This window comes from Spirosoma pomorum, from assembly GCF_054776615.1.
In genome coordinates, this window is record NZ_BAAHBP010000001.1 from 1,356,698 (window position 1) to 1,382,090 (window position 25,393).

At 49.8% G+C, this 25,393-nt stretch carries 25 protein-coding genes and 1 tRNA gene; 11 read left to right on the forward strand and 15 right to left on the reverse strand.

The annotated features are described in order from the left end of the window. Positions 1 to 7: 7 nt before the first annotated feature. The 5 genes from ACYVAD_RS05585 to ACYVAD_RS05605 all read left to right on the forward strand — a co-directional run bounded on the left by ACYVAD_RS05585 (position 8) and on the right by ACYVAD_RS05605 (position 3,028). On the forward strand, positions 8 to 445 hold the full coding sequence (locus tag ACYVAD_RS05585) for a nucleoside deaminase (RefSeq protein WP_461138526.1): 438 nt from the start codon (positions 8 to 10) through the stop codon (positions 443 to 445). Between the two features lie 56 nt (positions 446 to 501). After that, a complete protein-coding gene (locus ACYVAD_RS05590) occupies positions 502 to 1,122 on the forward strand; it encodes a superoxide dismutase (protein ID WP_461138465.1) in 621 nt (206 codons plus the stop codon). Positions 1,123 to 1,237: 115 nt separating this feature from the next. After that, positions 1,238 to 1,313, forward strand: a tRNA-His gene (locus tag ACYVAD_RS05595). A 75-nt stretch (positions 1,314 to 1,388) separates the two neighbouring features. Then, positions 1,389 to 2,048 (forward strand): carotenoid biosynthesis protein, encoded by a 660-nt coding sequence (locus ACYVAD_RS05600; protein WP_461138466.1) that lies wholly within the window; start codon positions 1,389 to 1,391, stop codon positions 2,046 to 2,048. 104 nt (positions 2,049 to 2,152) lie between these two features. Continuing rightward, positions 2,153 to 3,028, forward strand: coding sequence for a MerR family transcriptional regulator (locus tag ACYVAD_RS05605; protein WP_461138467.1), 876 nt, complete (start codon positions 2,153 to 2,155; stop codon positions 3,026 to 3,028). A 6-nt stretch (positions 3,029 to 3,034) separates the two neighbouring features. Here ACYVAD_RS05605 and ACYVAD_RS05610 read toward each other — a convergent pair whose 3' ends face one another. Together ACYVAD_RS05610 and ACYVAD_RS05615 are read right to left on the reverse strand one after the other, a co-directional pair. Further along, entirely contained in the window at positions 3,035 to 3,991 is a 957-nt protein-coding gene (locus ACYVAD_RS05610; protein WP_461138468.1) for a D-2-hydroxyacid dehydrogenase, read from the reverse strand. A gap of 4 nt (positions 3,992 to 3,995) precedes the next feature. After that, positions 3,996 to 4,967: a YheT family hydrolase gene (locus ACYVAD_RS05615; RefSeq protein WP_461138469.1), complete on the reverse strand. Its 972-nt coding sequence runs from the start codon at positions 4,965 to 4,967 to the stop codon at positions 3,996 to 3,998. Positions 4,968 to 5,018: 51 nt separating this feature from the next. Here ACYVAD_RS05615 and ACYVAD_RS05620 point away from each other — a divergent pair, with 51 nt between their 5' ends. Further along, on the forward strand, positions 5,019 to 5,465 hold the full coding sequence (locus ACYVAD_RS05620; RefSeq protein ID WP_461138470.1) for a hypothetical protein: 447 nt from the start codon (positions 5,019 to 5,021) through the stop codon (positions 5,463 to 5,465). Here ACYVAD_RS05620 and ACYVAD_RS05625 read toward each other — a convergent pair. The 8 genes from ACYVAD_RS05625 to ACYVAD_RS05660 all read right to left on the reverse strand — a co-directional run bounded on the left by ACYVAD_RS05625 (position 5,462) and on the right by ACYVAD_RS05660 (position 14,409). After that, on the reverse strand, positions 5,462 to 6,232 hold the full coding sequence (locus tag ACYVAD_RS05625) for a glycosyltransferase family 2 protein (RefSeq protein WP_461138471.1): 771 nt from the start codon (positions 6,230 to 6,232) through the stop codon (positions 5,462 to 5,464). The genes ACYVAD_RS05620 and ACYVAD_RS05625 overlap by 4 nt on opposite strands. A 32-nt stretch (positions 6,233 to 6,264) precedes the next feature. Next, the gene (locus ACYVAD_RS05630; RefSeq protein WP_461138472.1) at positions 6,265 to 7,221 is read right to left on the reverse strand and encodes a glycosyltransferase family 2 protein; all 957 of its coding nucleotides are present in this window, start codon (positions 7,219 to 7,221) and stop codon (positions 6,265 to 6,267) included. Between the two features lie 115 nt (positions 7,222 to 7,336). Continuing rightward, positions 7,337 to 8,197, reverse strand: coding sequence for a hypothetical protein (locus ACYVAD_RS05635; protein WP_461138473.1), 861 nt, complete (start codon positions 8,195 to 8,197; stop codon positions 7,337 to 7,339). Positions 8,198 to 8,321: 124 nt separating this feature from the next. Continuing rightward, positions 8,322 to 9,275: a glycoside hydrolase family protein gene (locus ACYVAD_RS05640; RefSeq protein WP_461138474.1), complete on the reverse strand. Its 954-nt coding sequence runs from the start codon at positions 9,273 to 9,275 to the stop codon at positions 8,322 to 8,324. Between the two features lie 25 nt (positions 9,276 to 9,300). After that, positions 9,301 to 10,956 carry a hypothetical protein gene (locus tag ACYVAD_RS05645; RefSeq protein WP_461138475.1) on the reverse strand — a complete coding sequence of 552 codons (1,656 nt, stop codon included), beginning with the start codon at positions 10,954 to 10,956 and terminating at the stop codon, positions 9,301 to 9,303. Positions 10,957 to 11,043: 87 nt separating this feature from the next. Next, positions 11,044 to 12,117: an NAD-dependent epimerase/dehydratase family protein gene (locus ACYVAD_RS05650; protein ID WP_461138476.1), complete on the reverse strand. Its 1,074-nt coding sequence runs from the start codon at positions 12,115 to 12,117 to the stop codon at positions 11,044 to 11,046. Positions 12,118 to 12,306: 189 nt separating this feature from the next. Beyond that, positions 12,307 to 12,585 carry a hypothetical protein gene (locus tag ACYVAD_RS05655; protein WP_461138477.1) on the reverse strand — a complete coding sequence of 93 codons (279 nt, stop codon included), beginning with the start codon at positions 12,583 to 12,585 and terminating at the stop codon, positions 12,307 to 12,309. 90 nt (positions 12,586 to 12,675) lie between these two features. Next, complete coding sequence (locus tag ACYVAD_RS05660) at positions 12,676 to 14,409, reverse strand: M3 family oligoendopeptidase (RefSeq protein WP_461138478.1); 1,734 nt, start codon at positions 14,407 to 14,409, stop codon at positions 12,676 to 12,678. Positions 14,410 to 14,622: 213 nt separating this feature from the next. Between ACYVAD_RS05660 and ACYVAD_RS05665 the strand changes: the two genes are divergently transcribed. Further along, positions 14,623 to 15,000 carry a BlaI/MecI/CopY family transcriptional regulator gene (locus ACYVAD_RS05665; protein ID WP_461138479.1) on the forward strand — a complete coding sequence of 126 codons (378 nt, stop codon included), beginning with the start codon at positions 14,623 to 14,625 and terminating at the stop codon, positions 14,998 to 15,000. Beyond that, positions 14,987 to 17,242, forward strand: a complete 2,256-nt coding sequence (locus tag ACYVAD_RS05670) for a M56 family metallopeptidase (protein ID WP_461138480.1) — start codon at positions 14,987 to 14,989, stop codon at positions 17,240 to 17,242. Before ACYVAD_RS05665 ends, ACYVAD_RS05670 begins: the two co-directional genes overlap by 14 nt. 107 nt (positions 17,243 to 17,349) lie before the next feature. Here ACYVAD_RS05670 and ACYVAD_RS05675 read toward each other — a convergent pair whose 3' ends face one another. From ACYVAD_RS05675 to ACYVAD_RS05685, 3 genes are all read right to left on the reverse strand, one after another. Continuing rightward, the gene (locus tag ACYVAD_RS05675) at positions 17,350 to 18,420 is read right to left on the reverse strand and encodes a 2Fe-2S iron-sulfur cluster-binding protein (RefSeq protein ID WP_461138481.1); all 1,071 of its coding nucleotides are present in this window, start codon (positions 18,418 to 18,420) and stop codon (positions 17,350 to 17,352) included. Between the two features lie 145 nt (positions 18,421 to 18,565). Beyond that, positions 18,566 to 19,411 carry an N-acetylglucosamine kinase gene (locus ACYVAD_RS05680; protein WP_461138482.1) on the reverse strand — a complete coding sequence of 282 codons (846 nt, stop codon included), beginning with the start codon at positions 19,409 to 19,411 and terminating at the stop codon, positions 18,566 to 18,568. Between the two features lie 5 nt (positions 19,412 to 19,416). Further along, positions 19,417 to 19,671, reverse strand: coding sequence for a cytochrome b5 domain-containing protein (locus tag ACYVAD_RS05685; protein ID WP_461138483.1), 255 nt, complete (start codon positions 19,669 to 19,671; stop codon positions 19,417 to 19,419). A gap of 96 nt (positions 19,672 to 19,767) precedes the next feature. Here ACYVAD_RS05685 and ACYVAD_RS05690 point away from each other — a divergent pair, with 96 nt between their 5' ends. The 3 genes from ACYVAD_RS05690 to prfA all read left to right on the forward strand — a co-directional run bounded on the left by ACYVAD_RS05690 (position 19,768) and on the right by prfA (position 22,518). Continuing rightward, the gene (locus ACYVAD_RS05690) at positions 19,768 to 20,217 is read left to right on the forward strand and encodes a hypothetical protein (protein ID WP_461138484.1); all 450 of its coding nucleotides are present in this window, start codon (positions 19,768 to 19,770) and stop codon (positions 20,215 to 20,217) included. A 72-nt stretch (positions 20,218 to 20,289) separates the two neighbouring features. Continuing rightward, complete coding sequence (gene thiL / locus ACYVAD_RS05695; RefSeq protein WP_461138485.1) at positions 20,290 to 21,327, forward strand: thiamine-phosphate kinase; 1,038 nt, start codon at positions 20,290 to 20,292, stop codon at positions 21,325 to 21,327. 117 nt (positions 21,328 to 21,444) lie between these two features. Beyond that, positions 21,445 to 22,518, forward strand: coding sequence for a peptide chain release factor 1 (prfA, locus tag ACYVAD_RS05700; RefSeq protein WP_461138486.1), 1,074 nt, complete (start codon positions 21,445 to 21,447; stop codon positions 22,516 to 22,518). Between the two features lie 72 nt (positions 22,519 to 22,590). Here the strand turns inward: prfA and ACYVAD_RS05705 are convergent, their stop codons facing one another. Together ACYVAD_RS05705 and ACYVAD_RS05710 are read right to left on the reverse strand one after the other, a co-directional pair. After that, positions 22,591 to 23,349: a succinate dehydrogenase/fumarate reductase iron-sulfur subunit gene (locus tag ACYVAD_RS05705; protein WP_461138487.1), complete on the reverse strand. Its 759-nt coding sequence runs from the start codon at positions 23,347 to 23,349 to the stop codon at positions 22,591 to 22,593. Between the two features lie 95 nt (positions 23,350 to 23,444). Then, on the reverse strand, positions 23,445 to 25,382 hold the full coding sequence (locus tag ACYVAD_RS05710; RefSeq protein WP_461138488.1) for a fumarate reductase/succinate dehydrogenase flavoprotein subunit: 1,938 nt from the start codon (positions 25,380 to 25,382) through the stop codon (positions 23,445 to 23,447). Between the last annotated feature and the right edge of the window lie 11 nt (positions 25,383 to 25,393).

Below are 25,393 nucleotides of genomic sequence, written 5' to 3' on the forward strand. Positions count from 1 at the left end.
TCAGCCTATGTTCTCTGATGAGTATTTCATGAGCCTGGCGCTCGAACTGGCCGAAGAGGCCGCCGACGCTGGTGAAATTCCGGTGGGAGCTGTCGTTGTTTCCCGTAACCGGCCTATTGCCAAAACGCGCAACCAAACCGAGCAACTAAAGGACGTAACGGCTCATGCAGAACTGATGGCCATCACGGCAGCTACCCATTACCTGGGTGGTAAATACCTGACCGATTGCACTATGTACGTCACGCTGGAGCCCTGCGTCATGTGCGCAGGAGCCTTGTATTGGGCTCAATTAGGCCGATTGGTCATTGGCGCTCCTGATGAGAAACGCGGCTACAGTCGAATCGGGCCTTCGCTACTTCATCCCAAAACCCGGCTAGAAACAGGCGTGCTGGCTGACGAATGCCAGGCCGTGCTAGTAAACTTTTTCAAACGTCTAAGAACATAAACCGGTGAGGCTTTGTTTATCCAACCGAATATTCTTCCATTCTAACTAATAGTATAATGGCTTTTGTATTAGACCCACTACCTTATTCGAGCGACGCGCTGGAACCCAATTTCGATAAGCAGACCATGGAAATCCACCATGACAAACACCATAATGCTTACGTAACGAACCTGAACAACGCGATTGCAGGCACAGAACTGGAAAACAAAACCATTGAAGAAATTCTTGGTTCAATCAGCCAGTCACCGGCGGCCGTTCGGAATAATGGTGGTGGTCACTATAATCATACATTATTCTGGAATACGCTGTCGGGCAATGGTGGTGGCGAACCAACCGGCGAACTGGCTGACGCTATCAACCAGAAATTCGGCTCGTTCAGCAATTTTAAAGATGAGTTTACGAAAGCGGCCACTACCCGGTTTGGTTCGGGTTGGGCATGGCTGATCGTTACGTCGGAAGGAGAACTGGCCATTACGTCGACACCCAATCAGGACAATCCATTGATGGACATCGCTGATGTGAAAGGCTTTCCAATCATTGGCCTGGACGTTTGGGAGCACGCTTACTACCTCAAGTACCAAAACCGTCGCCCTGACTACATTGCCGCTTATTTCAATGTAGTTGATTGGGAAGCGGCTGAAAAACGCTACCAGACAGGTAAGAGTCAGGCGGCTTAGAATATTTTTTCGTTCTACTTTACTGATTCATAACTCGTTGTGATTAATCAGTAAAGTAGAACGAAAAAATATTGACTATTTGCTCGTCAGCAGCGTATATTTGCGAACTCAAAATGGTGATTGTAGCTCAGTTGGTTAGAGCGTCGGATTGTGGTTCCGAAGGTCGCGGGTTCGAGCCCCGTCTTTCACCCTACTAAAAGCCCCAAATCTGGGGCTTTTTCAGTTTCCAGCTTTTAACATTTACGCATACGAGCTGTTTTCCGTGTATGCTCCCAAGTAGTACTCCAGCCTTTCGCTATTACTCCATTATCAAAACTATACTGATTCTGGCGTATTTGACGGGAATGATTGGGTTGCAGATTCCCAGCCTGGCGACGTATTTACAGCCAATTACTCCCATTACGCTAGTGTGTTCGCTGGTATTTCTACTAGCGTATCACGTAGACTGGCGACCTACTTTTTATGCTTACGTTATACTAGCTGTCTTAGTCGGCTATTTTATCGAGTTACTAGGAGTGAAAACGGGAGTGATTTTCGGCGAATATGCCTATGGGCAGGGGCTAGGCGTAAAATTATGGGGCGTTCCGCTAGTGATAGGTCTTAACTGGCTAATGCTTTCGTACTGTTGCGGCTCAGTTTGCGCGAAACTACCGCTTCCCACTCCGCTAAAAGTTCTGATAGCCGCCACACTAATGGTCTTACTGGATCTCGTTATTGAGCCGGTGGCTGTGCAGCTGGATTTCTGGACTTGGTTCGGTCACCCCATTCCCTTACAAAATTACGTTGCCTGGTGGGTCATTTCGATTATTCTCTTCACTGCCTGGTTCTACTTCCCATTTAACAAGGCTAACAGACTAGCGAAATGGTTACTTTTGTCCCAGTTTGGCTTTTTTGGTGCTCAAGTTCTGTTTAGCTTTTTTGCATAACAGTTAAACAAAATAGTATATTACCTGTTCTTTTGCTGAATACCACCTCCCCGGTGGACTAGCGTTACGTCAGTTCATCTCCATTTCTATTTAGCGGATACCTCATGAGTACGTACTCGATAAAAGATTTAGAACAACTATCGGGCATTAAAGCACACACCCTACGTATTTGGGAGCAACGATATAATATCCTGGCTCCAAAACGAACCGATACAAACATTCGCACTTACGACGATCAAGATTTAAAGCTGGTCCTGAATATCTCGCTGCTGAAAGATCACGGCTATAAAATTTCCGAGATTGCTAAATTATCAGTCGAAGAGCTATACAACGAGGTTATCAAATTCTCGACCAGCCAGTTCAGTTACCCAGATCAGATTCATGCGCTCACTATTGCGATGGTTGACCTGGATGAGGAGCGCTTTGAAAAGATTATCAACACAAATACGCTACAGTTCGGCTTTGAAAATACGATGAACAATATTGTTTATCCATTTCTGAGCCGGATCGGTATGCTATGGGTAACTGGATCGGTGGGGCCGGCCCAGGAACATTTTATCACAAACCTGATCCGGCAAAAGATCATCGTAGCCATTGATGGACAGGTAAACAAACGCCAGTCCACGGGCAAGAAATACATGCTGTTTCTGCCCGAAGGGGAGCTGCATGAAATCAGCCTGCTGTTTGCTAACTACATCATTCGGGCGCGGCAGAACCAGGTTATCTACCTCGGCCAGAGTCTTCCGTTCGACGAACTGGTTTTTGCCTACAACATCCACAAACCGGATTACCTGATGACGGCGATAACGACTGTACCAGCTAATCATGCCGTTCAGCCGTTCGTCAACCGGATGGCCAAAAGCTTTCCTGAATCCCAGCTACTCCTTACAGGCTATCAGGTAGTGGGTCAGGATATCGATTTACCCGAAAATGCGACGGTCATCAATCAGATGGAAGATTTGATTCGCATAGCGGAGTAGCAACGACTACGGATTAACTACGTTCTGAGGAGCGTTAACCAAAAACGCCCGTACGTTATCAGCAACTAGGTGCATTAATCGTTGCCTGGCCTCGCGACTGGCCCAGGCAATATGGGGGGTGACGATACAGTTCTGAGCGGTCAGCAAAGGATTATCGGCTCGCGGTGGTTCAACAGCTAACACATCGAGTCCCGCCCCAGCCAGCTTTCCTTCGTTCAGAGCGTGAGCCAAATCAGCCTCATTAACCAGATTTCCGCGACTGGTATTGATAAAGTAAGCCGACGGTTTCATGAGCGATAACAACGCTTTGTTCACAAAGCCGACAGTATCCGGTGTGGCCGGGCAGTGCAGGGAAACAACATCGCTCTGACTAAACAGCGTTTTCAGGTCGACATACTGCGTTTCATTATCAGCTTCCTGTTTTGGATTCCGCCGATTAACGAGCACATTCATGCCAAAGGCGTTGGCGATGGCGGCTACCTTTTTGCCAATATCTCCGTATCCGACTAGACCAATTGTTTTACCAGCCAACTCAATCAGTGGTGATTTGCTGTACGAAAAATCAGTAGAAGCTACCCAATCGCCCGCATGTACACTCGTGTTATGGCATCCTACCTGAAGAGTCAACTCTAATAGTAAGGCAAACGTAACCTGGGCCACTGAATCTGAACTATAGCCACGTACGTTCGTCACCACAATACCTTTTTCGGTAGCCGCGGCCAGATCAATGATATCATAGCCCGTTGCCGTTACGCCGATATAGCGCAGTTTAGGAAGCTGCTCAATTACTTCTCGACCGAGCTTGACCTTGTTAACCAACACCAGCTCGGCGTCCTGAATACGGTCAATCAGTTCCGCGGGTGATGTCCGATCGTAAAATGTTACGTCGCCGAGTGCTTCAATGGGACTCCAGTCCAGGTCGCCAGGGTTCAGCGTATACGCGTCTGCGTAAACTAGTTTCATACGTTTAGCTGGTTATCAGCCCCTGCGCAAATGCTAGGGCGCGCCGTTCGGCGTAGGTATGAATATCACGAGCCACAGCAAAGCCAACGTGACCTCCTGTGCGTGGTGTTTCTAAGTAAATGGATGAGTGTTCTGACGCCAACCATTCTGGGGAACATTCGGGCGACAGAATCGGATCATTTAGCGCATTCAGCAGCAAGGTCGGTACCTGAATACCGGCCATAAAATTAACGGCTGACGCCTGTTGGTAAAAGTCATCCGCGTCAACGTAATCATTGACGGGAGCCGAAAAGAAATCATCAAAATCTTTCCAGCGCTTCACCTGACTAATTTTTGACATATCAAGCCGACCGGGAAAACTGGCAGCTTTCTGGCTAATTTTCACCAACAACTTCCGCCGGAATCGATCCCGATAAAACCGGTTCGCTGGGCGGTCGAGTAAGTGCGCACTAGCGCATAAATCCGTTGGTGACGAAATGGCGATACCGCAGGAAATGACACGGGGTATTTGCGCACCATGAACGCCCAGGTACTTTAACGTAATATTTCCGCCCATGCTGTAGCCGACCAGCGCGACCTCGTCGTACTGCGCGTTACTTAACGCATGGTTAATGACTTCACTCAGATCACCGATCTCCCCGTGGTTGTATAATCGGAAAGCGCGGTTCATTTCGCCACTGCACGACCGGCAATTCCAGGCTAGTACATCGTACTTATGCTGCGCAAAGAGTTTTGCGGTGCCCAGAATATATTGCCGATGACTATCTCCTTCCAGGCCGTGCGTTAGAATCACTAGTTTTCGTCGTCCAGCTTTGATCCAGTCGAGGTCAACAAAGTCTTCATCGGCCAAAGTCAAGCGCTCACGCTGATACGTTACGCCTGTTACCTTGCGTGTCAGACTGGGAAAAATGGTTTGCAGATGGCCGTTGTACTGATAAGCAGGTGCCCCCGGATAAGCAGAAGTAATAATCGGCATACAGAAACAACGGTTACTTTTGGGACGTTGTTGTAAAACAAAGTTAGTACCATGCTATACGCCCGTTACGTTCCCGTCATCCTGGCCAGTACATTGAAGTTTTTGGGCGGACCGCTAACTGGGCTGGCATTAGGGCTCCATTGGCTGGAAACGGCCATTTGTTCAGCGCTGGGTATGATGATCAGTGTTGTGCTCATTACGTATGCCGGAACGGCCCTGCGTACGCTCATTGCTCGGTTTCGTCCGCAAAAGCCAAAATTATTTACTAAACGAACCCGGCTGGCCGTGCGTATCTGGAAACGTTTTGGAATGGCAGGTATCGCTTTTCTAACTCCGCTTATGCTAACGCCCATCGGAGGCACCGCGTTAGCAGTCTCTTTTGGTGTTCATCGTGGGCAATTGCTGCTTTATATGCTCTTGAGCGGTATTGGCTGGGCCATTGTTCAAACCCTAGTTCTGTATCAGCTTCCGCTACTATACAGTCTGTTCAAACATTAACGGCTAACCGGTACGCTGGGCTTCGCTGCCGTTTTTTTCTGGTAATCACCCCGCGAAAAGTACTTTTCGATAAAACAGTACATGAGAATGAAGAAGTAACGGCTTCCCATCTCCTTGATCTTCAGCTTTGATTCACCGTATTTTCGGTTGGTCCAGCTGTTGGGTACCACAGCATAGCTGTAGCCACGTACAATCGCTTTGAGTGGCAGTTCCACCGTCAGATTGAAATGAGGAGCCAGAAAAGGCTTTATGCCCTCAATCGTTTCGCGTTTGTATAATTTGAAAGCGTTCGTCGTGTCGTTGTACTTGATGCCCATTATCATCCGGACAATGAAGTTAGCCACCCGATTAATGACTTTTTTGAGCGCCGGGTAATCAATCACCTTACCACCCGCTTCCCAGCGCGAGCCGAATACGGCATCGACATCGGTATCCAGCATCTTATTATAAAACTTCACCAAGTCTTCCGGATCGTCGGACATATCCGCCATAAAGACCGCTACGCAATCGCCGGAAAAGCGTTCCAATCCGTACCGAACCGCGTATCCAAAGCCGTTAGGGCCAGGATTAGTATAGTACACCAGCGTTGGAATCTCGGTTGCCGCCAATTGTTCCAGCACCCGCAGGGTTCCGTCTTTCGAATTATCGTTTGTTACGCAGATTTCATGCGGGATTCCGTGCTTGGCCAGCGTTTGATACAACGATCGCAGCGTTGGCGTAATGGATTCCTCTTCGTTATAGGCTGGTATGACAACGCTCAGTTTCATAAGATACTTGGTACTGGATGGATTTTTTTCCGTTAACGGTGTGGTAATAGACGAATGGTGCTGTATAGCTTACTTAGTGGCTTAGGAACGACGTAATCCCGCATAATTTTTCGAGCATCACGCCAGCCAGGTCGATTCAAATGCAGGTACTTGAGTGCATAGAAAGCCCGTCGAAAGTAACGATTTTTATACTGTTTCGCATCCAGCATCATCCGGTAATAACGAGATATATTCCGGCGCAGTACGCGGTCGTACTTATAATCCAGCTCGCGATTGATGTCGCGGTACATCTGAATCCGGTTACGCAGAAATAATTCGTCGTAGTAATTATCGGCGAAGCTCGCCCCTCCACGATTTTTCCGGTATACCGACATTATATCGGGTACGTAACCAATCTTGCCCAGTTTTGCTTTTAGAATTAGCCGTGGAATATCGCCACTGGACGATTCCCGAAACCAGTTTGGGTATTCTTTGATACTATTCCGATACATCGTACTGGAGGTAGCCATGAACCATATTTCATCCTCGCCGATCAGATCGTCGACGGTGTAATATGGTTTCATATCTGGCCCATTTAGTACGTGCTCAGGAGTCCCATCTTCGTAGGTGATGATGGCATTATGGAAGTTCATCGAGTAATCCGGGTGCGCATCCAGCTGATCGGCCTGCTTTTGCAGTTTAAGCGGATCGGTCCAGTAATCATCCCCGTCCATCAGGGCATAATATTCTCCCTTGGCTAATTTAAGCGTTTCCAGAAAATTGATTCCGCCGTTCTTCCCCATGTTACGTGGGTGCAATACACTGATAACCAGACCGGGATGAAACTGCTCATACTCCTGGATTATTTCCCGCGTACCGTCACTCGAAAAGTCGTCGCCAACCAGAATTTCGACAGGAAATGTGGTCTGCTGCATCAACGCGCTGTCGATAGCCTTTCGAATAAATTTATGCTGATTATAAGTAATAATCAGAACACTTACTTTAACCATAGATAAAAACAGACCCGGTTTTAACGCAACCTAGCGGGCGCTAAGACCGGGTCTTTTGTTGACCGTAAAATTACAACGAATGAGGCTTCGTTGTCACGTTGACTATTTTTCCTGACTAAACGGCCATTGTGGACGTAGCCGCAGTCGATTCGGTAGTTTCTTCGGTCGAATGCAGCTTCTCAGCCGTTTTTATGTGTGCTTTCCAGCCTTGTGGCTCGTCTTTGTCAGCCGGTGTCCCCCAGGGATTGTAGAAGGGCAGAATCGCTACCCAGCGTCCTGCCGGATCTTCCCAGCTAAACCGGTCGGCAAAGCTCGATGGACTCACCCAGTGCGGCAGATCATACCGGAACAGCAGCAAATCACCTTCATCCTGGTATCCCTCCGTTTCGATAATATGGTCGTTGATCACGTAGCCCGTACCACCGGAGTTATAATCCTTACCGTACTGGTTCAGCGCCAGAATCAGACCCACTTTCTGCGGGTTTAGCGGGTGCCAGTGCCGACCAAAGAAACTTCCTCCTAGTGGGTAATGCGTAATCTGCGGGTGGAGATACGGCTCACCTTTCCGAATACCAAATTCTTCGTTGTTACCCGTCAGGCTATTCCAGAATTTCCGCATGGGATCATGTACACCCATTAGCGTTTGCTGAAATTCGGGCTCTAAATCCAGAATAGCATCAAACGTATGATCGTGGAATAACTGAGGGGCTTGCTGAATCTTGGCGATGTGCAGCCGTTGCTTATGCTGGTTATTATCGAATGTATCTGGTCCTTCGGCCAGGGGGGTTTTGGCCGCCCACTCCCGCGTACCGTTAATGGCATTACGTAGCGTTTCTTTCGGAATACCAGTCTTGATGATAACGATGTTGGGTTCGTTCACCAACCGCATCACTTCCTCATACGGAATCTCCGGAACGATCTGACCATCCTTAAATTCAGCGTCAACTTTTATCAGGTACTTTGCGACTTCTTTCATGGTTGCTTACTTGACGGATTTACACAAATTAGCGCGCTGGTTATCATTAATGCAAACGTAACTTATCGTGTGTTACAGTTGATATGACTACAGCCTGATGGGCAACTGATTTTTATCAATACGGCTACTCTTCTACCGCATATCCGAAGCCGGATGCGCCGAAACCATTGCCATTGTAGAACATTGTCCATTTACCCTGATGCGGGAAAATGTGGCAATAGTCCATCATCAGCGAATCCCAGCCATCAGCCGAGCGTTCGATACCGGCTAACTCGTCTTTCCGCTCCCAGGTGATACCATCCTTCGATTCAGCGTAACCAATCCGGTAACTGCGTTGTACGTCAGTACGGTAGTTGGTCGCGTTCCGGTACGAAAAATACATTTTGTACAAATCACCGTCTTTGTAAACAGTCGGGCGGCCAATTGCATCCGTAAACTCATCGTATCCTACGCATACCTGCCCGGTCCGCTCCCAGTTGATACCGTCCTTCGACTCAGCGTATTTTACGTCGTAGAAAGGTTCGGGGTGGCCGTTGATCACTTCAATTTTCGTGCAGGATAAATACCACATCCGCCACCGAATCGAGCCATCGGCGTTCTCTTCCTGCATAACACAGGGCTGAGCTACCCACACCTGGTCATAGATTGAGCGATCCATCAGGGGGCCAGTGTACTTCCGCTCAAACGTCAGCCCACCATCGCGGCTGATGGCCAGACCGATCGCCAACCGGTAACTGGCGGTAGTGCTCACGTTCCAGCCGGTATAATACAGCCAGATTTCGTCGGTTCCGTCCTCCCCTTTCACCGGTAAAAACCAGGAAGGCATTGTTCCTGTTTCGTCGAACGTACCCACTTCGCCTTTCATCAGACAGGCCTTATCGTGGATATACGTTACGTTACTGAGGTCGTTCGGATCGAGTTCAACGAATGATACCGCCGATGAAACGTTCTCGTCTCGGGTTGAGAAATAAGCCCGCAGTTTCCCATCCATCGGATAACCAAAAGGCACTTGAGCATGCGTCCGGCTAAACGGCTTCGAACCGTCCGGTTTATAAATCAGTCCTTTTTTTGACCACATTGTTTTCTATGCTTTACGTTAATCGTTATTTATTCAGTCGCGCCCGATCATTCCGAACGTAAATTCGGGCATCATTAATCAGGCCGACGTATGTATAGTTACTGCGCACGTAATCCCCCAGCGGTTTTATCATTTCGTGCCCCTGTGTAGCTCGGTCGGTCATCCACAGGTTGAATTTCCCCACGGCATCAACAAAAACAGGTGGAGTAGAGCGGATAAAGTCCCGTACGTAACGCTGCTGATACGTTTCCAGAAGAGGGTGTTCAAAGGCGCTACGAATGGTATGGTTCTCGTTCACCCCCTGTGGCATTTGAGCCTGTACGTAATAATCGCACCGCCAACCCCAGACGACCAACTTCTCGCCGGGCTGCGCGTATTTTCTGACTTCTTTCGAAACGGGCGATTGTTGAACAACCCAGCCGTTCTGCCAGATTGATGGATAGGGGTTGATCGGCTGTTTGTTCTTATAAGTCATCACCACCTGCGCGCCGAAACCCAGCAGTATCAGAACCGAAGCCCCCAATCCTAGCCAAGATCTATGTTGAACGACTTGCTGCAACTGCGACCATCCGTACGCCATACCTAACAGCAGGGGTCCCATCAGAAAAAACAGATAATGCAGATAGCCAGACCCGGTCCGCGTAACAGAAAACAGCGTAGCCAGAAATAATAGCGTAATAAAGCCGGTTTGCTGAAAGCTAGCTTGTGTGAACTGAACCGAACGACGTAACGACGCCAGGCTACCCACCAACCAGGACAGCAACGCAAGCACGATGAACCAGCAGAGCGGGCCACTTTTGTAAAAATAGGCAGGCAGTTGCAGCAGCGTTTCCAGCTGGTTTGTATCGCTGCCGTACTTGAGGTTACCGACAATGTAAAAGGTTACAAAGTCGTTATAAACGCCACTTATCCACATAAAGCCTACAAACAGTAGTGGAAAAAGTATCGCTCCAGCACCCAGTGCGATCAATCGACCTATTTTAGCACTTACGGTTAATGTTGATTGAAGAAGGATATGTATCCCCACGAACAACCCAACTACAGCCGCTAATGGTACAGCCTGTAGCTTGCCAAATGGGACCATACCCAGCAGTATACCAATCAGAAAGATTCGAGCGATGCCAGACCTTTTCTGGGCTAGTAACGTAGCGTACAAATAGTAACTCAGACTTAGCAGCAGCACCGGTACCAGTTCACTGCTATAATGCAGAAAATCGCCGACCTGCGTCATGCCAAGGATAAAGATGAGAGGCAGCAGGGCAGCTATGGCGGCCGTTTCACCATACCAGAGCCGGGCAGTACGAGTTACCAGCCAGAGCGAAATGGCTATCAGCAGAAAAGCCGTTAGGTGAGCCGTAATGTAATCGAACGGTAACCCCAGTAGGCTAGGGAGAACAAGCGTATAGCTATCCAGCGGGCCAGCCGTTGTACCGTCAACTGATCGAAAATAGACGGGGTCCTGGCGTAACGTAAGCGCCTGAGTAATCATCTGACTTTCGTCAGGATTGATTTCATTATCGAAAACAATGCTGGGCAGCCGTAGCAGAAACATCAGGCCCAACGCTGCGGCCATGACTAATCCCAGTTTTGGCCGGAACCAGATGACGGCCCCTACCAGCAACCAGCAAAGCCCGTACGTAATAATCCAGTAGAGAGCTGGATTGGGGGAGAAAAGTGGCATTATACAAAATCCGGACACCCACGTCCGGCTCTGGCTTTTTCAACAAAGCCGGACGTGGGTGTCCGGACTACGTTATCCGGACGATTCTTATTTCGCAACGGCCAGCCGGGCAGCCATGCTGTCGTGGATCTGCACCATCGTCTCTTTCAGATCGTAGGTCCAGTTCCAGGCCGGATAGTGTTCTTTGAATTTATTCAGATTCGAAATGTACCAGATGTGGTCGCCACTGCGGTTGGTTTCCGAGTACTGGTAGTTCATCTTATTCCCCGAAATCTCCTCGCAAAGGGCAATCGCTTCCAGCATCGAGCAGTTGGCATAACGACCGCCACCGGCGTTGTACACTTCGCCCGCCCGTGGATTCTGGTAGAAGTGCCAGAACATATTCACCAGATCCCAGCTGTGGATGTTGTCACGAACCTGTTTGCCTTTATAGCCAAAAATGGTGTACTGGTTACCCGTAATAGCGCACTTCATCAGGTACGACAGAAAGCCGTGTAACTGCGCTCCCGAGTGGTTCGGTCCCGTCAGGCAACCGCCCCGAAAGACGCCCGTTTTCATACCGAAGTACCGACCGTACTCCTGGACCATGATATCAGCGGCTACTTTCGAAGCACCAAATACCGAGTGTTTGGTATGATCCAGACTCATGTATTCATCGATACCATCCTTGAAGTATGGGTGGTTCTGGTCGATTTCCCAACGCGTTTCGGTTTCGATCAACGGCAGGAAGTTAGGGTTATCCCCGTATACTTTATTAGTCGACGTAAAGATGAAGACTGCTTCGGGCGCGTGAAGCCGGGTCATCTCCAGCATGTTCAGCGTTCCAACCGCGTTGACACCAAAGTCAGTGAAGGGCTCACGAGCCGCCCAGTCGTGGCTTGGCTGAGCCGCCGTGTGCAACACCAATTTAATGTCAGTACCAAACTCCTGGAAGATTGTTTCCAACTGCGACACCTCCCGAATATCGGCCGAGCGGTGCTGGTAGTTTTTGTACATATCAGCCAGTCGGTTCCGGTTCCATTCGGTTGAGCCGTCGGCGCCAAAGAAATACTGGCGCATGTTGTTATCAATACCGACCACCAGGTCAAATTTATCAGCGAAGAATGCTACGGCTTCACTACCAATCAGCCCAGCCGAGCCCGTAACCAATGCAATATTCATACTATTTCTAGTGCGTAAAGCGGATTGAATACTCAAATAATGCTATTCGTCAGCAAACACCGACTCGACAAAGTAAAGCAAAATTCTGGTAGCCGCGTCAGATGAATCAACTACCTTATAATACGGGAGCGATGGACCCGCACTTTTGCGCCAATCCATCGCTCCCGTATTAGAATTGTAACTCGATATTTACGCGCCCTGATTGCTCAAACCAGCACCGAATAGTTTCTCGCGGATTTTCTGCGTACGAGCGTCCAGCGCAGGGTTTGGCGTGTATTTGTATTTCGTTTGTACAGCCGCCGAATCCTTACCTTTTCCGTACACTTGAGGATCACCAGCGCGGTAGTTAGCGCTGTAATCGTTAGCCCGGTAGTCGGCCTGACGAATCGTGTTATATTTCTGATAGTCGCAGGAAGCCAGTGATAGAACGGCCACCACTAACAACCCTATATTTAATACGCGTTTCATAGCCACTTGATTACACATTGATTCGGCAAAATTAAAGCAGGCCTGTAAGGTTTCCAAAGCCAGAACAGACAAGCCGGAACAAATTCTGATTTAGTCACGCAATTTATCGATTTCCTGTCGTACAAAATCCATCAGATCCCGAATGTAATCGCGCGAGAAATCAAACGGAACATCCGCGGCTGCGTAAATTTCCCGGATGGGTGCTTTATAACCTAGACTAAGCGCGGCTTTGTAACCCGTCAGACCAGCCGCTGGATCACGTCGGTAATTCCGCCACACGCCAATGGCCCCGAGTTGCGCAATACCGTACTCGATGTAGTAGAACGGCACTTCATACAGGTGCAGTTGCCGCTGCCAGATGTACTCTTTATAATACGTAATACCACTCCAGTCGGTTATCGAATCGGCAAACTCGTCGTAGATACGCACCCAGTTTTCACGCCGGTCGGCTACAGTATGCTCGGGGTTTTCGTAAATCCAGTGCTGAAACTTATCAATGGTGGCAACCCAGGGAAGCGTTTCGATGATCGACTCCAGATGCTGGAGTTTCGCCCGACGTAGCTCTCCTGGATCGGCAAAAAATACGTCCCAGTGGTCCATAGACAGCAGTTCCATACTCATCGAAGCTAGCTCGGCAACCTCCATCGGTGGATTGCGGAACGCTTTTAAGGGTAAGGTTCGCGTCAGGAACGAATGAACGGCGTGACCGCCTTCGTGTACCATAGTCACCAGATCGCGCAGACTCGATGTAGCGTTCATAAAGATAAACGGTACGCCAATTTCTTCGAGCGGGTAGTTGTAGCCGCCCGGCGCTTTCCCTTTCCGCGATTCAAGATCCAGGTGACCCATGGCCCGCATGATTCGCAGGTCGTCGCCCAGTTCTTTATCGAGCCGGTCGAAGCAGGTAATGGCTTTCTCAATCAGTTCGGCACCCGTAGCGAAGGGCTTCAGTGGTGGCCGACCATCTACATCTACTTTAGTATCCCAAGGACGTAACGGATCAACACCCAGCTTTTCTTTACGCTCTTCAGCCAGCTCATTCAGCATTGGCACAACGGCATCGGCCACCGACGCATGAAAATTAAAGCAATCCTGCGGGGTGTAGTCGAACCGACCCAAAGCCGCAAATGAGTAGTCCCGAAAGTTAGCGAAGCCAGCATTGACAGCAATCTGGTGCCGTAAATTACGTAGCCGGTCAAAAAGCTGATCGAGTACCTCATGGTCCTGAAAACGGCGTTCCCAAACTTTACGCCAAGCCTCCTCACGCACAGCCCGGTTTGTCGACTGGAGTCGATCGCTGGCTTCGGGAAGCGTCATTTCCTTACCGTCAATCGTTACGGTCATGGCTCCCGCAATGGCGCCGTACTTGCGCTCTTCAGTCTGCGCTTCGGTTTGCAGCGGTATGTTTTCGGCCCGAAAAATTTCGATGGCCTGTTTCATTCCCCGCACCATCACCTCGTACCCTTCGTCGGTCAACTGACTCAGAAACGGGCTATTTACCGCTTTCAGATCGAGGTCGTTACCATAGCTAGTCATAGGCGGCTGGATGGTTTCGATGAAAAAATTCAGTCGGTTCACCAGTTCCTCGTTTGCGGTATCGCAGGTCATGCGGATATACCGCCAGGCGAACTCTTCGGATAGATACGACTCCAGTTCGCTACGATCAAGCAGCCATTGCTGCAAATCATCGCTGTTTTGAATAGGCCGCTGCAGCAGTTCATCGAAAAAGGGCTTTACGTCATCCCAGCCCGCAAGTTGTACGTCTTCGCCGATAAAGCGCCGGTCGGGCCGGGTCAGTACGGCAATGGATTCATTCGCTGTCATCAAGTAATACTGAAATAGGTCAGTTTGTGAAGATACAACTTATTCGACGCGCTAATGTCTTTGAAAAGTTTACTAGACAAGGGTATAGCCGGGCGCGTTGGCTGTACTCCCGTCTACGCTTGACATCAGGCCATTTAAAAATCTTTTTATCAGACACTTGTAAGTACGAAAACCTTCGTATATGTTTACTACGAAATTATTCGTAGATACACTATGAAACCAACGGATAGCGAGCTGGAAATACTGCATGTACTGTGGGCAGCTGGTCCCAGCACCGTGCGCCAGGTCCATGAGAAACTAAGCGAAAACCGAGAAATCGGCTACACGACGGCATTGAAACTGATGCAGATTATGCACGAAAAGGGATTACTGACGCGCGACCAGGATAACCGTTCTCATACGTACACCGCAGCCGTCAGCGAAGAAGACACGCAGCGGGGCTTGCTAGACCGCTTTGTTGAAACTGCCTTCCGGGGATCAGCTTCGAAACTGGTCATGCAACTACTGGGACAGCATAAGGCCTCGAAAGAAGAACTGGACGAAATCAAAGATCTGCTAAACAAAATCGATTCTGACCATGAACCTCGTTAAGCTGTTGACCAGTCCTACTGCCGATGCGCTGGGCTGGACGTTGTTGCACGCTGTCTGGCAAGGTTTTGCCATCGTTCTACCAACGGCGGTCGCCCTGCATCTGCTACGTAACCGGAGTAGTGCGTTACGGTATCGACTAGGTATTCTGGCGCTGGCAACCCAGTTGCTAACATCGGTTAGTACGTTCAGCTATTACTTCGACCCTGCGGCAGTGTCTGTTAGCCCCAATGCGACACAGGTAATGGCTCGCGCCTGGCAACAGAGCGCTCAGGTATTGCCCTGGCACCAGCAGGTACGGCAATTCCTGGAAAGTAATCTTAGTCAATTTGTGGCCCTGTACCTGATTGGGCTGGTTGTTTTCGGACTTCGGCTGGCAGGAGGCTGGCTCTATCTCCAGCGACTAAGTCGGTCGGCCAACACGCCAGCAAACGCCCTCTGGAATACAGTTGTTAACCAGCTACGGGCGACGATGGCTCTCCGTCCAGTTATTCAGATTCGTGAGTCGGCCAGTATCGCGGTTCCAGTTGTTGTTGGGGCCATAAAACCGGTTTTATTAATTCCAATCGGACTAGCCACTAATCTATCCATACAGGAGATAGAAGCCGTTTTGGCTCATGAACTAGCCCACGTAAAACGGCAGGATTACGCTGTTAACCTGCTCCAGTCACTCGTTGACGTATTGTACTTCTTTCATCCGGCGCTCTGGTGGTTATCGGCACGGGTGCGGGAAGAGCGAGAACTCTGCTGCGATGACTTGGCTATTCAGGCCTGCGGGGGTGATGGTAGGCGGCTGGCGCAGGCCCTGGCTCACATTGAAGAGTTACGTCTGACCCAGGCAACGCCGACACCCACTCTGGCTATGGCTTTTGCCACAAAACGGCAGCAGTTGCTGCACCGCGTTCGTCGGATACTGGGCATACCCACTCGCCCAATCGTATCGACCAGAAGTCTCGCCGGACTAACGCTGGTAACGGTTCTGCTTGTCAGCGCGTCGGTTTACGCCGTTCAGCAACAACAGCCTAAACCCAAAGTGACTAGAACAAAGGCAAACGAACAATCGTCAAAGCCCAACGGTGGTTCCGAGTTACGCTTCGACGAAAAAAGAAACATCCAATACGTAACCTGGAAGGGCAAGAAGCTATCTGCTTCGCGCGTTGCCAGCCTTCAGCGACAATGGAACCAAGTCATGTCTGGCCAGCTTAATCTCGACGACGTAAATCAACCCGACCGGGATATTATACTGTCTATCATTGAATCGGACAGCGCACTGGAAAAAGAGAAGCATCGCGATATAACCGCATCAGCCCTGACCAATATTCCCCTCAGTCCTGACGGTACGGTGGAAGGCCTGGCGAAAGTGAACTATGATAGTATCATTAAACGAGCTTTCTCGTCTATAGATACATCTCGTTTATCCAGCCTCTTTCGTGAATCGGAAGTACAAAGTCTTTTCCAGAATCTGGAAGCAACCAGGAGTCAGTTAGTAGAAGCAACGCCTGATCGCCCTGCCAGCCTTTTCTTCGATGATCGGGCAAAACGTTTGCAGGATCATTCTGCCAGTCTTTTTCTCGATGACACAAACCGAAGAGCGATCGGTAAGAGTCGGGATTTGAGTCAGATTAATATTGCCATTCTAAAAGCACAGGCCGAACAGCAACGGTTTGCGGCTGAAGCGGCCAAGCGCCAGTTGGCTGTAATAGACGCTCAACGGTTCAGACTGGAACAGCAACGAATGGCCAATGCTATGGAGCAGCAACGAATCATCATGCAGACGCGTGTGGCCCGTTCAGACTCCGCTCAGGCAGTCCTATCCCGACAGATTGACGAAAGCGAACGGGCAATTCTCAAAGCAGAAGCAGAAATCGAGAAAGTAAATCAGCGGCTTATCGAAAAGCAAAAAGCGATTGAAGACGCAATGAAACCCATTCAGGAAACAGAAACCAAACTTCGCAAGCTCGGATACTCAGCCCAACAGGTGAACGCAAGTGTTAGCGCTTTCGGCGAGGCAGGCGTAATAACGCCACTCCCGTCTAGTCACTCTGTTATTGAGGGTCAAACAATTCATTGGGCTAAGCCAGCGATGCCACCAGCGGCACCAAGCAACAAAACCCAGTCGATCAAAAGCAATGCCATCAGACTTCCAAAACCACCTGTGCCACCCAAGGCGTTGACAATTGAATTCGCAACACCCGATCCCGCAGTAGCTCCGGTGCAAGACCCGAAACCTGCCTCGAAAAAATAAGGTAGTTGCGGTAAATCTCCGGGTGATACATAAACACCTCAGGGCATTCCGTCAATGTTAAAACATTGGCGGAATGCCCTGAGGTCATCTTATTATAAAGCATTCTCTTACTCGATCTCGATCACGACGTCGCGTCCCACAGGATGCGCGACGCAGGTAAGGACGTAACCGGCTTTTAATTCAGAGTCCGACAGGCCATCCTCCTCATCCAGTTTCACCGTACCGGAGACACAACGCCCCAGGCAGGCCGTACACATGCCCGCCTGACACGAATATGGCAGGTCAATATCTAGATCGAGAGCTGCTTCCAGAATGGTCTGATGCGGAGCTACAGCAAATTTGTATTCACTGCCTTCGTATAGGACAGTCACTTCCGGCGAACCACTATCCTCGGCATTAGCCGCATCTTCGATGACTTCGCCCACTGGAACGGGAGCTGTTGCGTAGCTCTCCTTGAACACCTGCGTGGTTGGTACCCCCATAATCGTCAGGGCTGAGCGGACTTCGGTCAGTAAGCCGTCAGGACCGCAGAGGTAGAAACTGGCGCTCTGAAGTTCTTTGGCCAATTGACCCTCCAGCAACCTGGTCAGGGTATGCTGATTCAGACGTCCTTCTAGCCCGTCCCAACCAGCGTCAGGCTGACTCAGTACGTGGGTAACCTGAAAACGCGATTTGCCATAGGCCTGCTCCATCGCGTCCAGATGCGCTTTGTAAATAATTGACGACTGATTGCGGTTGCCGTAAATTAGCCACACGCGGGTATTCGGCTCAACGTGCAGAATCGACTTCGCCATCGAAAACAGGGGCGTGATACCGCTTCCGGCCCCTATCAGGACAATCGTCCGGCGATTCTGGGGTTCCAATTTCGGCACGAAGGTACCCATAGGCTCCAGCGTTTCCAGAATATCGCCCGCTTTGGTCTGATCGCAGAGGTAGTTGGAGGCCAGGCCACCCGGTACGCGCTTGATCGACACTGCAAGCGATACGTCTACGTGGGGCGACGACGCCATCGAATACGAACGACGTAATTTTTGTCCGTTGATATTGAGCAGGAACGTTAAGAACTGACCTGGCTGATAGCGAACCTCTTCGTTAAGGGGGTGCCAGAATGTTATCGTCACGGCGTCGGGGGTTTCCCGAATCACCTCTTTTACTTTCAAAAAATACCGATTTGCCATTACTCATTCAGGTTGCGTACTCTCTTTACGTTGGATTGAAACAGAACGCCCAGCCTATCCAACGCTTATATACGGCATTTGTTGGTGCGCCTTCCCACAAAGGTACGGCAGCGCGGCCTTGGTTTAGATACGATCACCCATAAACTCAGTGGGTCTGGTGGTAGTCGGCGAGTCGATCAATGGGTGATTTGATTACTCTTCCCATTGTTAGCCCCAACTGCTCAACTACCTGCGCCAACTGCTCCTGAAAGTAGTGAGCTATTGAACCAACAAAATGGATTGGCAATGTTGACGCGTCCGGCAATCGAATAACGTACGTTTCCAGAAACAAGCGAAACGCTTCATGCACTAATTGTTGTACGTGTAAATGAGATAAATGTTCGGTCAGGAACGGCGTAAATGAGGCAAAATATCGGTTAGGATACGGTTTTTGATACGCGTTTTCCAACAGCGTTGGACGGTCGAGCGCATACTTTTGGTCGAACGTAACACGTAACTCATCGGGGAGCCGGTTTTGAAAGAAATCACGTACCAACGTTTTTCCTAGGTATCCCCCACTCCCTTCGTCGCCCAGCCAGAATCCTAGCGATAAAATTTCCTGGGTAATCTGCTTGCCATCGTATCGACAGGCGTTAGAGCCCGTTCCCAGAATGCAGACGATTCCTGACTCATTTCCCGCTGCCGCCCGGGCAGCCCCCAACATATCACTGTTCACGTCAACCGTTTGTATATCAGGGAACAACACTCGAATAGCGTTTTCGATAACGGGATTTACGGCCGGGCCACTACAACCAGCTCCGTAGAAAAACACGTCCGTGACGTCCTCAGTCGGCAGCTGGGGGAGAAGCTGAGTCTGTAACGTAGCATAAATCTGCTCCGTTGTCTGATAGTATGGGTTAAAACCGTCGGTCTGTACAATACGTTGAGATTGCAATCCATCTAGTAGTAACCAGTCCGTCTTCGTCGAACCACTGTCGGCAATCAGTATCATAAGGATTAGATCAGTTGCCCCACGATGGGGAATTTAGCAAACACCCAGTCGGCATGGGGTGCATCAGCTAACTCTTCGGTCAGATCCTGCCCCGCCCAATGCTCGTAATGTTTCCCGTTCCGCCAGAGCCGTGAGTTGGACACATCGTAAATAATTCCAGCGTAGGCACACCAGATTTCGTCACGATCCGTTCCATTACGAAGAGCCAGTTGCATCCGTGTGTATTGCTTAATGGGGTCCGTCTGAGTTACGTCGTACATTTTTATTAGGCCGAGTAAATATTGGGTACCATTTTTGCAGCCACTCACAAAATTAGTGTAACTTTAGCCACTTCTGATTTAAGGAATCAATTAACTATGAGAACGAATTCTCTCATTTCTTTTTTATTGGCGTTTGTACTAGTGGGCTTCCTCTCTGGCTGCGGTGGCAAAAAAGTTGCCCCCGTCTCAGAGCGAATTGCCAAGGTCTGGACCATCCAGAAAGCCGAAGAAAACAGCACGACGGTCTACACAAGAGGGGCAACTGGCAACGCGAAGCCTGGCTATTCAGGGTTTAAACTGGACCTGAGTAATCCTCCGGTGGCTCGGTACACGGCTTTCGACGGAAATTTGTTTGTTGGCCAGTATTCACTTTCCTCAGATACCCGGTTGGTATTATCTAACCTAAACCCTTCCCCATCGGATGCAAACGGTAGAGTAGAGTTTGATATCAGTGACCTTAACGACAATTCAGTAATTCTAACTCGAACAGAGGGTGACAGGAAAACCGGTGGTACTATTAACCGATATACTCTGTCGAATCCATAAGCTCGATCAAACCAATTTGGGCCGAAAGCCGTTCCGGAAAGCAAGCGGAACGGCTTTTTGTTTTTTTGCACTATGACTGATTTGAATACATTAGGGGAGTTTGGTCTGATCGAACGCATTCGTCAGGCAACGCCAGCCCCTACACATACTGAAACGATTCGGGGTATTGGCGACGATGCAGCCGTGTTTGACTGGGGCAATGAGTATGGCTTACTGGCAACGGATATGCTGGTCGAAGGTATTCACTTTGACCTGACGTACATGCCACTCAAGCACCTGGGATATAAGGCTGTTGCCATCAACGTATCGGATATTGCGGCCATGAACGGCCTGCCGATCCAAATCACGGTAAGTATTGGTTTAAGTAGCCGATTTCCGGTCGAAGCTGTGGACGAACTATACGAGGGTATCCGGGCAGCCTGCGAAGCGTACAATGTGGATCTGGTTGGGGGCGATACGTCGGCTTCCCGTTCTGGGTTGATTCTATCAGTATCAGTCTTGGGTAAGGTTCCTAAAGACGCTGTTACCTACCGGAACACGGCACAGCCCAACGATGTACTTTGCGTAACGGGCGACTTAGGCGCGGCTTATCTAGGACTCCAATTATTAGAACGGGAGAAACAGGTCTTCCTGGCCGATCCGAACATGCAACCTTCTCTTTCGGAAGAACGGAGTTATCTGATTCAGCGTCAGCTTCGTCCCGATGCACGCACCGACATTGTTCACGAGCTGCGCGATCTGGGCGTTAGGCCAACAGCGATGATCGATATTTCGGATGGATTAGCATCGGAGCTACTTCATCTGTGTCGTCAATCTGGCACGGGCGCGGTAATTTTCGATGAAAACATTCCCATCGACGATCAGACCCACTTGGCAGCCGAAGAATTTAAGATCAGCCCAATAACGGCGGCCCTGAATGGTGGAGAAGATTACGAACTTCTGTTTACAGTTCGCCCACAGGAATTCGAGAAGCTCTCAACCAACGCACGCATTACAGCTATTGGCTATCTGACAGCCGATCCTGCTCAGGTTATACTGGCGACTAAAGCCGGGCAGCAAACACCGATCCGCGCGCAGGGCTGGGGTAGCGGTAGCGACCCGGCTCAATAGTTTGGTCCGTGTTAGCCGGCTTGACGCCGGTAGCGGTAAGTGGCAGGATTTTCGTAATTTTGTACTTTATTAATCAGTACGTTCGCTGCTATACACAGCAGTTTAGCCATATACGTTATGCTTGATCAGTTAGAAGCCATCAGCGAGCGCTTCAACGAAGTTTCTCAGCAAATCGTGCAGCCCGAAGTAGTTTCGGACCAGAAGCGATTCATGAAGCTGAGTAAGGAATATAAAGACTTGGAGAAGATTGTTACGCAGTATCAAAGCTACACGCAACTGCTCCAGGAGATCGAAAATGCCAAGCAGATTCTGGCTACCGAAAAAGACGAGGATTTCCGGGAAATGGCCAAGGCTGAGCTGGACGAATTAGTGCCGCGTCGGGAAACGCAGGAAGAGTTGCTGAAGGAAATGCTGATCCCGAAAGATCCAAATGACAGCAAAAACGTCATTCTGGAGATCCGGGGTGGCACGGGTGGTGACGAAGCTGCCATTTTCGCCGGTGACCTCTTCCGGATGTACCAGCGTTTCTGCGAGAAAATGGGCTGGCGGATGTCGCTGGTCGATTACACTGAAGGGACATCGGGCGGCTACAAAGAGATTATTACTGAAGTGGAAGGCGAAGACGTGTACGGCAAACTCAAGTTTGAGTCGGGTGTCCATCGGGTTCAACGCGTACCTGCCACTGAGACCCAGGGCCGGATTCATACCTCGGCAGCCAGTGTGGCCGTTCTGCCCGAAGCGGAGGAAGTGGACGTAGAAATCAACATGAACGACATCCGGAAAGATACGTTCTGTTCGTCGGGAGCAGGTGGTCAGTCCGTTAACACAACGTACTCGGCCGTTCGTCTGACCCACATCCCAACAGGTCTGGTTGTACAGTGTCAGGATGAACGTTCGCAGTTGAAGAACCTGGACAAAGCCATGACCGTACTCCGGTCGCGGTTATACGAAATTGAGTTGCAGAAACACAACGACGCTATTGCTTCACAGCGGAAAACAATGGTGGGCAGTGGTGATCGTTCCGACAAAATCCGGACGTACAATTATCCCCAAAGCCGCGTCACAGATCATCGGATTGGTATGACGGTGTACAACTTAACCGCGGTCATGGACGGCGACATCGGCGAATTCATTGAACAGTTACGGATCACCGAAAACGCCGAACGACTGAAAGAAGGCGCGACGGCTTAGTTGTCTATATAATTCCCATAAAAAGAAAGCCTGCTCAGTGTGAGCAGGCTTTCTTTTTATGGGAATTTCAGCTTACCCCTGAACGTTGTCAGAGGCTAATTTTGCTCCTAAATATTCCCGGTTTAGACGGGCAATGTGATCCAGCGAGATTGACTTTGGACACTCCACCGAACAGGCACCGGTGAATGAGCAGGCACCAAAGCCCTCGGAATCCATCTGCGCCACCATACGCTCAGCCCGTTCGCGCTGTTCAGCCTGTCCCTGCGGCAGCAAAGCCAGTTGCGACACTTTCGCCGAAACGAATAGCATCGCCGACGCATTCTTACAGGCCGCTACGCAGGCGCCACAACCAATACAGGCGGCCGCATCCATAGCCTCATCGGCGATGGTACGAGGAATCAAGATTTCGTTAGCGTCCCGAGCCGAACCGGTATTAACCGATACGTAACCACCCGCTTGGATTACCCGGTCAAAAGCGGACCGGTCGACCATCAGATCTTTAACGACTGGGAAAGCCCGCGCACGCCAGGGCTCGACAACGATCGTATCACCGTCGCTGAACGAACGCATGTGCAACTGGCAGGTTGTTGCACCGGTTTGTGGACCATGCGCCCGGCCGTTGATGTACATGGAACACGTACCGCAAATCCCTTCGCGGCAATCGTGGTCGAACGTAACCGGATCTTCACCTTTGCGGGTTAGGGAATCGTTCAGTACATCGAACATTTCCAGGAACGACATATCCTCAGATACGTTGTCCAGTTGGTAATCAACTAGTTTTCCTGGTGTATTGCTATTTTTCTGTCTCCAGACTTTTAGATTAATTTTCATCTTCTTAAGAAGTTCTAAAGCTGCATAGTCATAGCGTTATAAAGTTCTGTTTCACACAAGCTAAACAACTTTATAACCCTAAAACTTTATAACTCTTACTTATAGCTCCGTTGTGTTAGTTTCACATTCTCGAACTCTAAGATTTCTTTATTGAGTACTTCAGGTTGATTTTCTCCTGCGTACTCCCAGGCTGCTACGTACGTGTAATTTTCATCATCGCGTAGTGCTTCGCCGTCTGGTGTCTGGTACTCCTCACGGAAGTGACCTCCACAGGACTCATTCCGGTTCAGTGCGTCGTCGACCATTAGTTCGCCCAACTCGATAAAGTCAGCCACGCGACCAGCTGCTTCGAGTGCTTGGTTCATTTCTTCGGCGTCACCCAGAATTTTTACGTTCGACCAGAATTCTTTTTTCAGCGCCTGAATCTTGCCTTTCGCAATCTTTAGCCCCTCAGCCGTACGCGACATACCGCAGTATTCCCACATGATATGACCCAGCTCTTTGTGTAAGTCGTCAACCGGGCGCTCCCCTTTGATTGACAGCAGCTGTTTGATCTGGTCATTTACTTTTTTCTCAGCCTCTTTGAAGGCAGGGGAATCAACAGGAATCTTATCGGCAGGACCAATCGTAGCCAAGTAGTCACCAATGGTATATGGAATAACGAAGTAGCCATCAGCCAGCCCCTGCATCAGCGCCGAAGCACCCAGCCGGTTCGCGCCGTGGTCTGAGAAGTTAGCTTCGCCCAGTGCGTACAAACCAGGAATGTTCGTCATCAGGTTGTAATCAACCCAAAGACCACCCATGGTGTAGTGTACAGCAGGATAAATCATCATCGGCGTTTCGTATGGATTCTCGCCGGTGATTTTTTCGTACATCTCAAACAGGTTACCGTATTTCGCTTCGATCGTTTTCAGACCATCCCGCTTGATCGCATCCGCAAAGTCCAGATAAACTGCCAGACCCGTTTTAGCCACACCACGGCCTTCGTCGCACATGTTTTTGGCGTTACGCGACGCCACGTCACGAGGAACCAGGTTACCAAACGAAGGATAACGACGTTCGAGGAAGTAATCTCGCTTGTCTTCGGACAGATCCGCAGGTTTCAATTGCCCTTTCCGGATTCTTTCGGCGTCTTCTACCGTTTTTGGTACCCATACCCGGCCATCATTACGTAGCGATTCTGACATTAGCGTCAGTTTCGACTGGTAGTGGCCTGATACAGGAATACAGGTTGGGTGAATCTGCGTAAAGCATGGATTTGCGAAAAACGCTCCTTTTTTGTGAGCCCGCCAGGCCGCCGTTACGTTCGACCCCATAGCGTTGGTCGACAGGTAAAATACGTTACCGTAGCCACCCGTGCACAGCAGTACAGCATGCCCCGAATGCGATTCGATTTTACCGGTGATCAGGTTCCGTGTAATGATCCCCCGTGCTTTACCGCCTTCTACGACGAGATCAAGCATTTCAGTACGTGGGTACAGTTTCACTTTACCGTTAGCCACCTGCCGACTTAGCGACGAGTAAGCGCCAAGTAACAACTGCTGCCCTGTTTGACCACGAGCATAGAATGTACGCGATACCTGAGCTCCACCGAATGAACGGTTGGCCAGCAAACCGCCGTACTCACGCGCAAAAGGTACACCCTGCGCTACGCACTGGTCGATAATATTGACACTCACTTCGGCCAGGCGATACACGTTCCCTTCGCGAGCCCGGTAATCCCCCCCTTTGATCGTATCATAGAACAGACGGAACACGCTGTCGCCGTCATTCTGATAGTTCTTAGCAGCGTTGATTCCACCCTGTGCAGCAATTGAGTGCGCACGACGTGGACTGTCCTGGAAGCAGAATACTTTTACGTTGTAACCAAGTTCAGCTAGCGAAGAAGCAGCCGACGCCCCAGCCAGACCAGTTCCAACGATGATGATATCATACTTCCGTTTATTAGCTGGGTTGACCAGTTTTAAACTGAATTTTTGCCGTGACCATTTTTCGGGCAACGGTCCTTCGGGAATTTTAGACTCCAGTTTCATAATTTAAAGAG

What these genes read in the sequence shown, in the direction of transcription:
- ACYVAD_RS05585 (WP_461138526.1), top strand. Translation starts at nt 8, where the DNA reads ATGTTCTCTGATGAGTATTTCATGAGCCTGGCGCTCGAACTGGCCGAA.
- ACYVAD_RS05590 (WP_461138465.1), top strand. Translation starts at nt 502, where the DNA reads ATGGCTTTTGTATTAGACCCACTACCTTATTCGAGCGACGCGCTGGAA.
- ACYVAD_RS05600 (WP_461138466.1), top strand. Translation starts at nt 1,389, where the DNA reads ATGCTCCCAAGTAGTACTCCAGCCTTTCGCTATTACTCCATTATCAAA.
- ACYVAD_RS05605 (WP_461138467.1), top strand. Translation starts at nt 2,153, where the DNA reads ATGAGTACGTACTCGATAAAAGATTTAGAACAACTATCGGGCATTAAA.
- ACYVAD_RS05610 (WP_461138468.1), bottom strand. Translation starts at nt 3,991, where the DNA reads ATGAAACTAGTTTACGCAGACGCGTATACGCTGAACCCTGGCGACCTG.
- ACYVAD_RS05615 (WP_461138469.1), bottom strand. Translation starts at nt 4,967, where the DNA reads ATGCCGATTATTACTTCTGCTTATCCGGGGGCACCTGCTTATCAGTAC.
- ACYVAD_RS05620 (WP_461138470.1), top strand. Translation starts at nt 5,019, where the DNA reads ATGCTATACGCCCGTTACGTTCCCGTCATCCTGGCCAGTACATTGAAG.
- ACYVAD_RS05625 (WP_461138471.1), bottom strand. Translation starts at nt 6,232, where the DNA reads ATGAAACTGAGCGTTGTCATACCAGCCTATAACGAAGAGGAATCCATT.
- ACYVAD_RS05630 (WP_461138472.1), bottom strand. Translation starts at nt 7,221, where the DNA reads ATGGTTAAAGTAAGTGTTCTGATTATTACTTATAATCAGCATAAATTT.
- ACYVAD_RS05635 (WP_461138473.1), bottom strand. Translation starts at nt 8,197, where the DNA reads ATGAAAGAAGTCGCAAAGTACCTGATAAAAGTTGACGCTGAATTTAAG.
- ACYVAD_RS05640 (WP_461138474.1), bottom strand. Translation starts at nt 9,275, where the DNA reads ATGTGGTCAAAAAAAGGACTGATTTATAAACCGGACGGTTCGAAGCCG.
- ACYVAD_RS05645 (WP_461138475.1), bottom strand. Translation starts at nt 10,956, where the DNA reads ATGCCACTTTTCTCCCCCAATCCAGCTCTCTACTGGATTATTACGTAC.
- ACYVAD_RS05650 (WP_461138476.1), bottom strand. Translation starts at nt 12,117, where the DNA reads ATGAATATTGCATTGGTTACGGGCTCGGCTGGGCTGATTGGTAGTGAA.
- ACYVAD_RS05655 (WP_461138477.1), bottom strand. Translation starts at nt 12,585, where the DNA reads ATGAAACGCGTATTAAATATAGGGTTGTTAGTGGTGGCCGTTCTATCA.
- ACYVAD_RS05660 (WP_461138478.1), bottom strand. Translation starts at nt 14,409, where the DNA reads ATGACAGCGAATGAATCCATTGCCGTACTGACCCGGCCCGACCGGCGC.
- ACYVAD_RS05665 (WP_461138479.1), top strand. Translation starts at nt 14,623, where the DNA reads ATGAAACCAACGGATAGCGAGCTGGAAATACTGCATGTACTGTGGGCA.
- ACYVAD_RS05670 (WP_461138480.1), top strand. Translation starts at nt 14,987, where the DNA reads ATGAACCTCGTTAAGCTGTTGACCAGTCCTACTGCCGATGCGCTGGGC.
- ACYVAD_RS05675 (WP_461138481.1), bottom strand. Translation starts at nt 18,420, where the DNA reads ATGGCAAATCGGTATTTTTTGAAAGTAAAAGAGGTGATTCGGGAAACC.
- ACYVAD_RS05680 (WP_461138482.1), bottom strand. Translation starts at nt 19,411, where the DNA reads ATGATACTGATTGCCGACAGTGGTTCGACGAAGACGGACTGGTTACTA.
- ACYVAD_RS05685 (WP_461138483.1), bottom strand. Translation starts at nt 19,671, where the DNA reads ATGTACGACGTAACTCAGACGGACCCCATTAAGCAATACACACGGATG.
- ACYVAD_RS05690 (WP_461138484.1), top strand. Translation starts at nt 19,768, where the DNA reads ATGAGAACGAATTCTCTCATTTCTTTTTTATTGGCGTTTGTACTAGTG.
- thiL (WP_461138485.1), top strand. Translation starts at nt 20,290, where the DNA reads ATGACTGATTTGAATACATTAGGGGAGTTTGGTCTGATCGAACGCATT.
- prfA (WP_461138486.1), top strand. Translation starts at nt 21,445, where the DNA reads ATGCTTGATCAGTTAGAAGCCATCAGCGAGCGCTTCAACGAAGTTTCT.
- ACYVAD_RS05705 (WP_461138487.1), bottom strand. Translation starts at nt 23,349, where the DNA reads ATGAAAATTAATCTAAAAGTCTGGAGACAGAAAAATAGCAATACACCA.
- ACYVAD_RS05710 (WP_461138488.1), bottom strand. Translation starts at nt 25,382, where the DNA reads ATGAAACTGGAGTCTAAAATTCCCGAAGGACCGTTGCCCGAAAAATGG.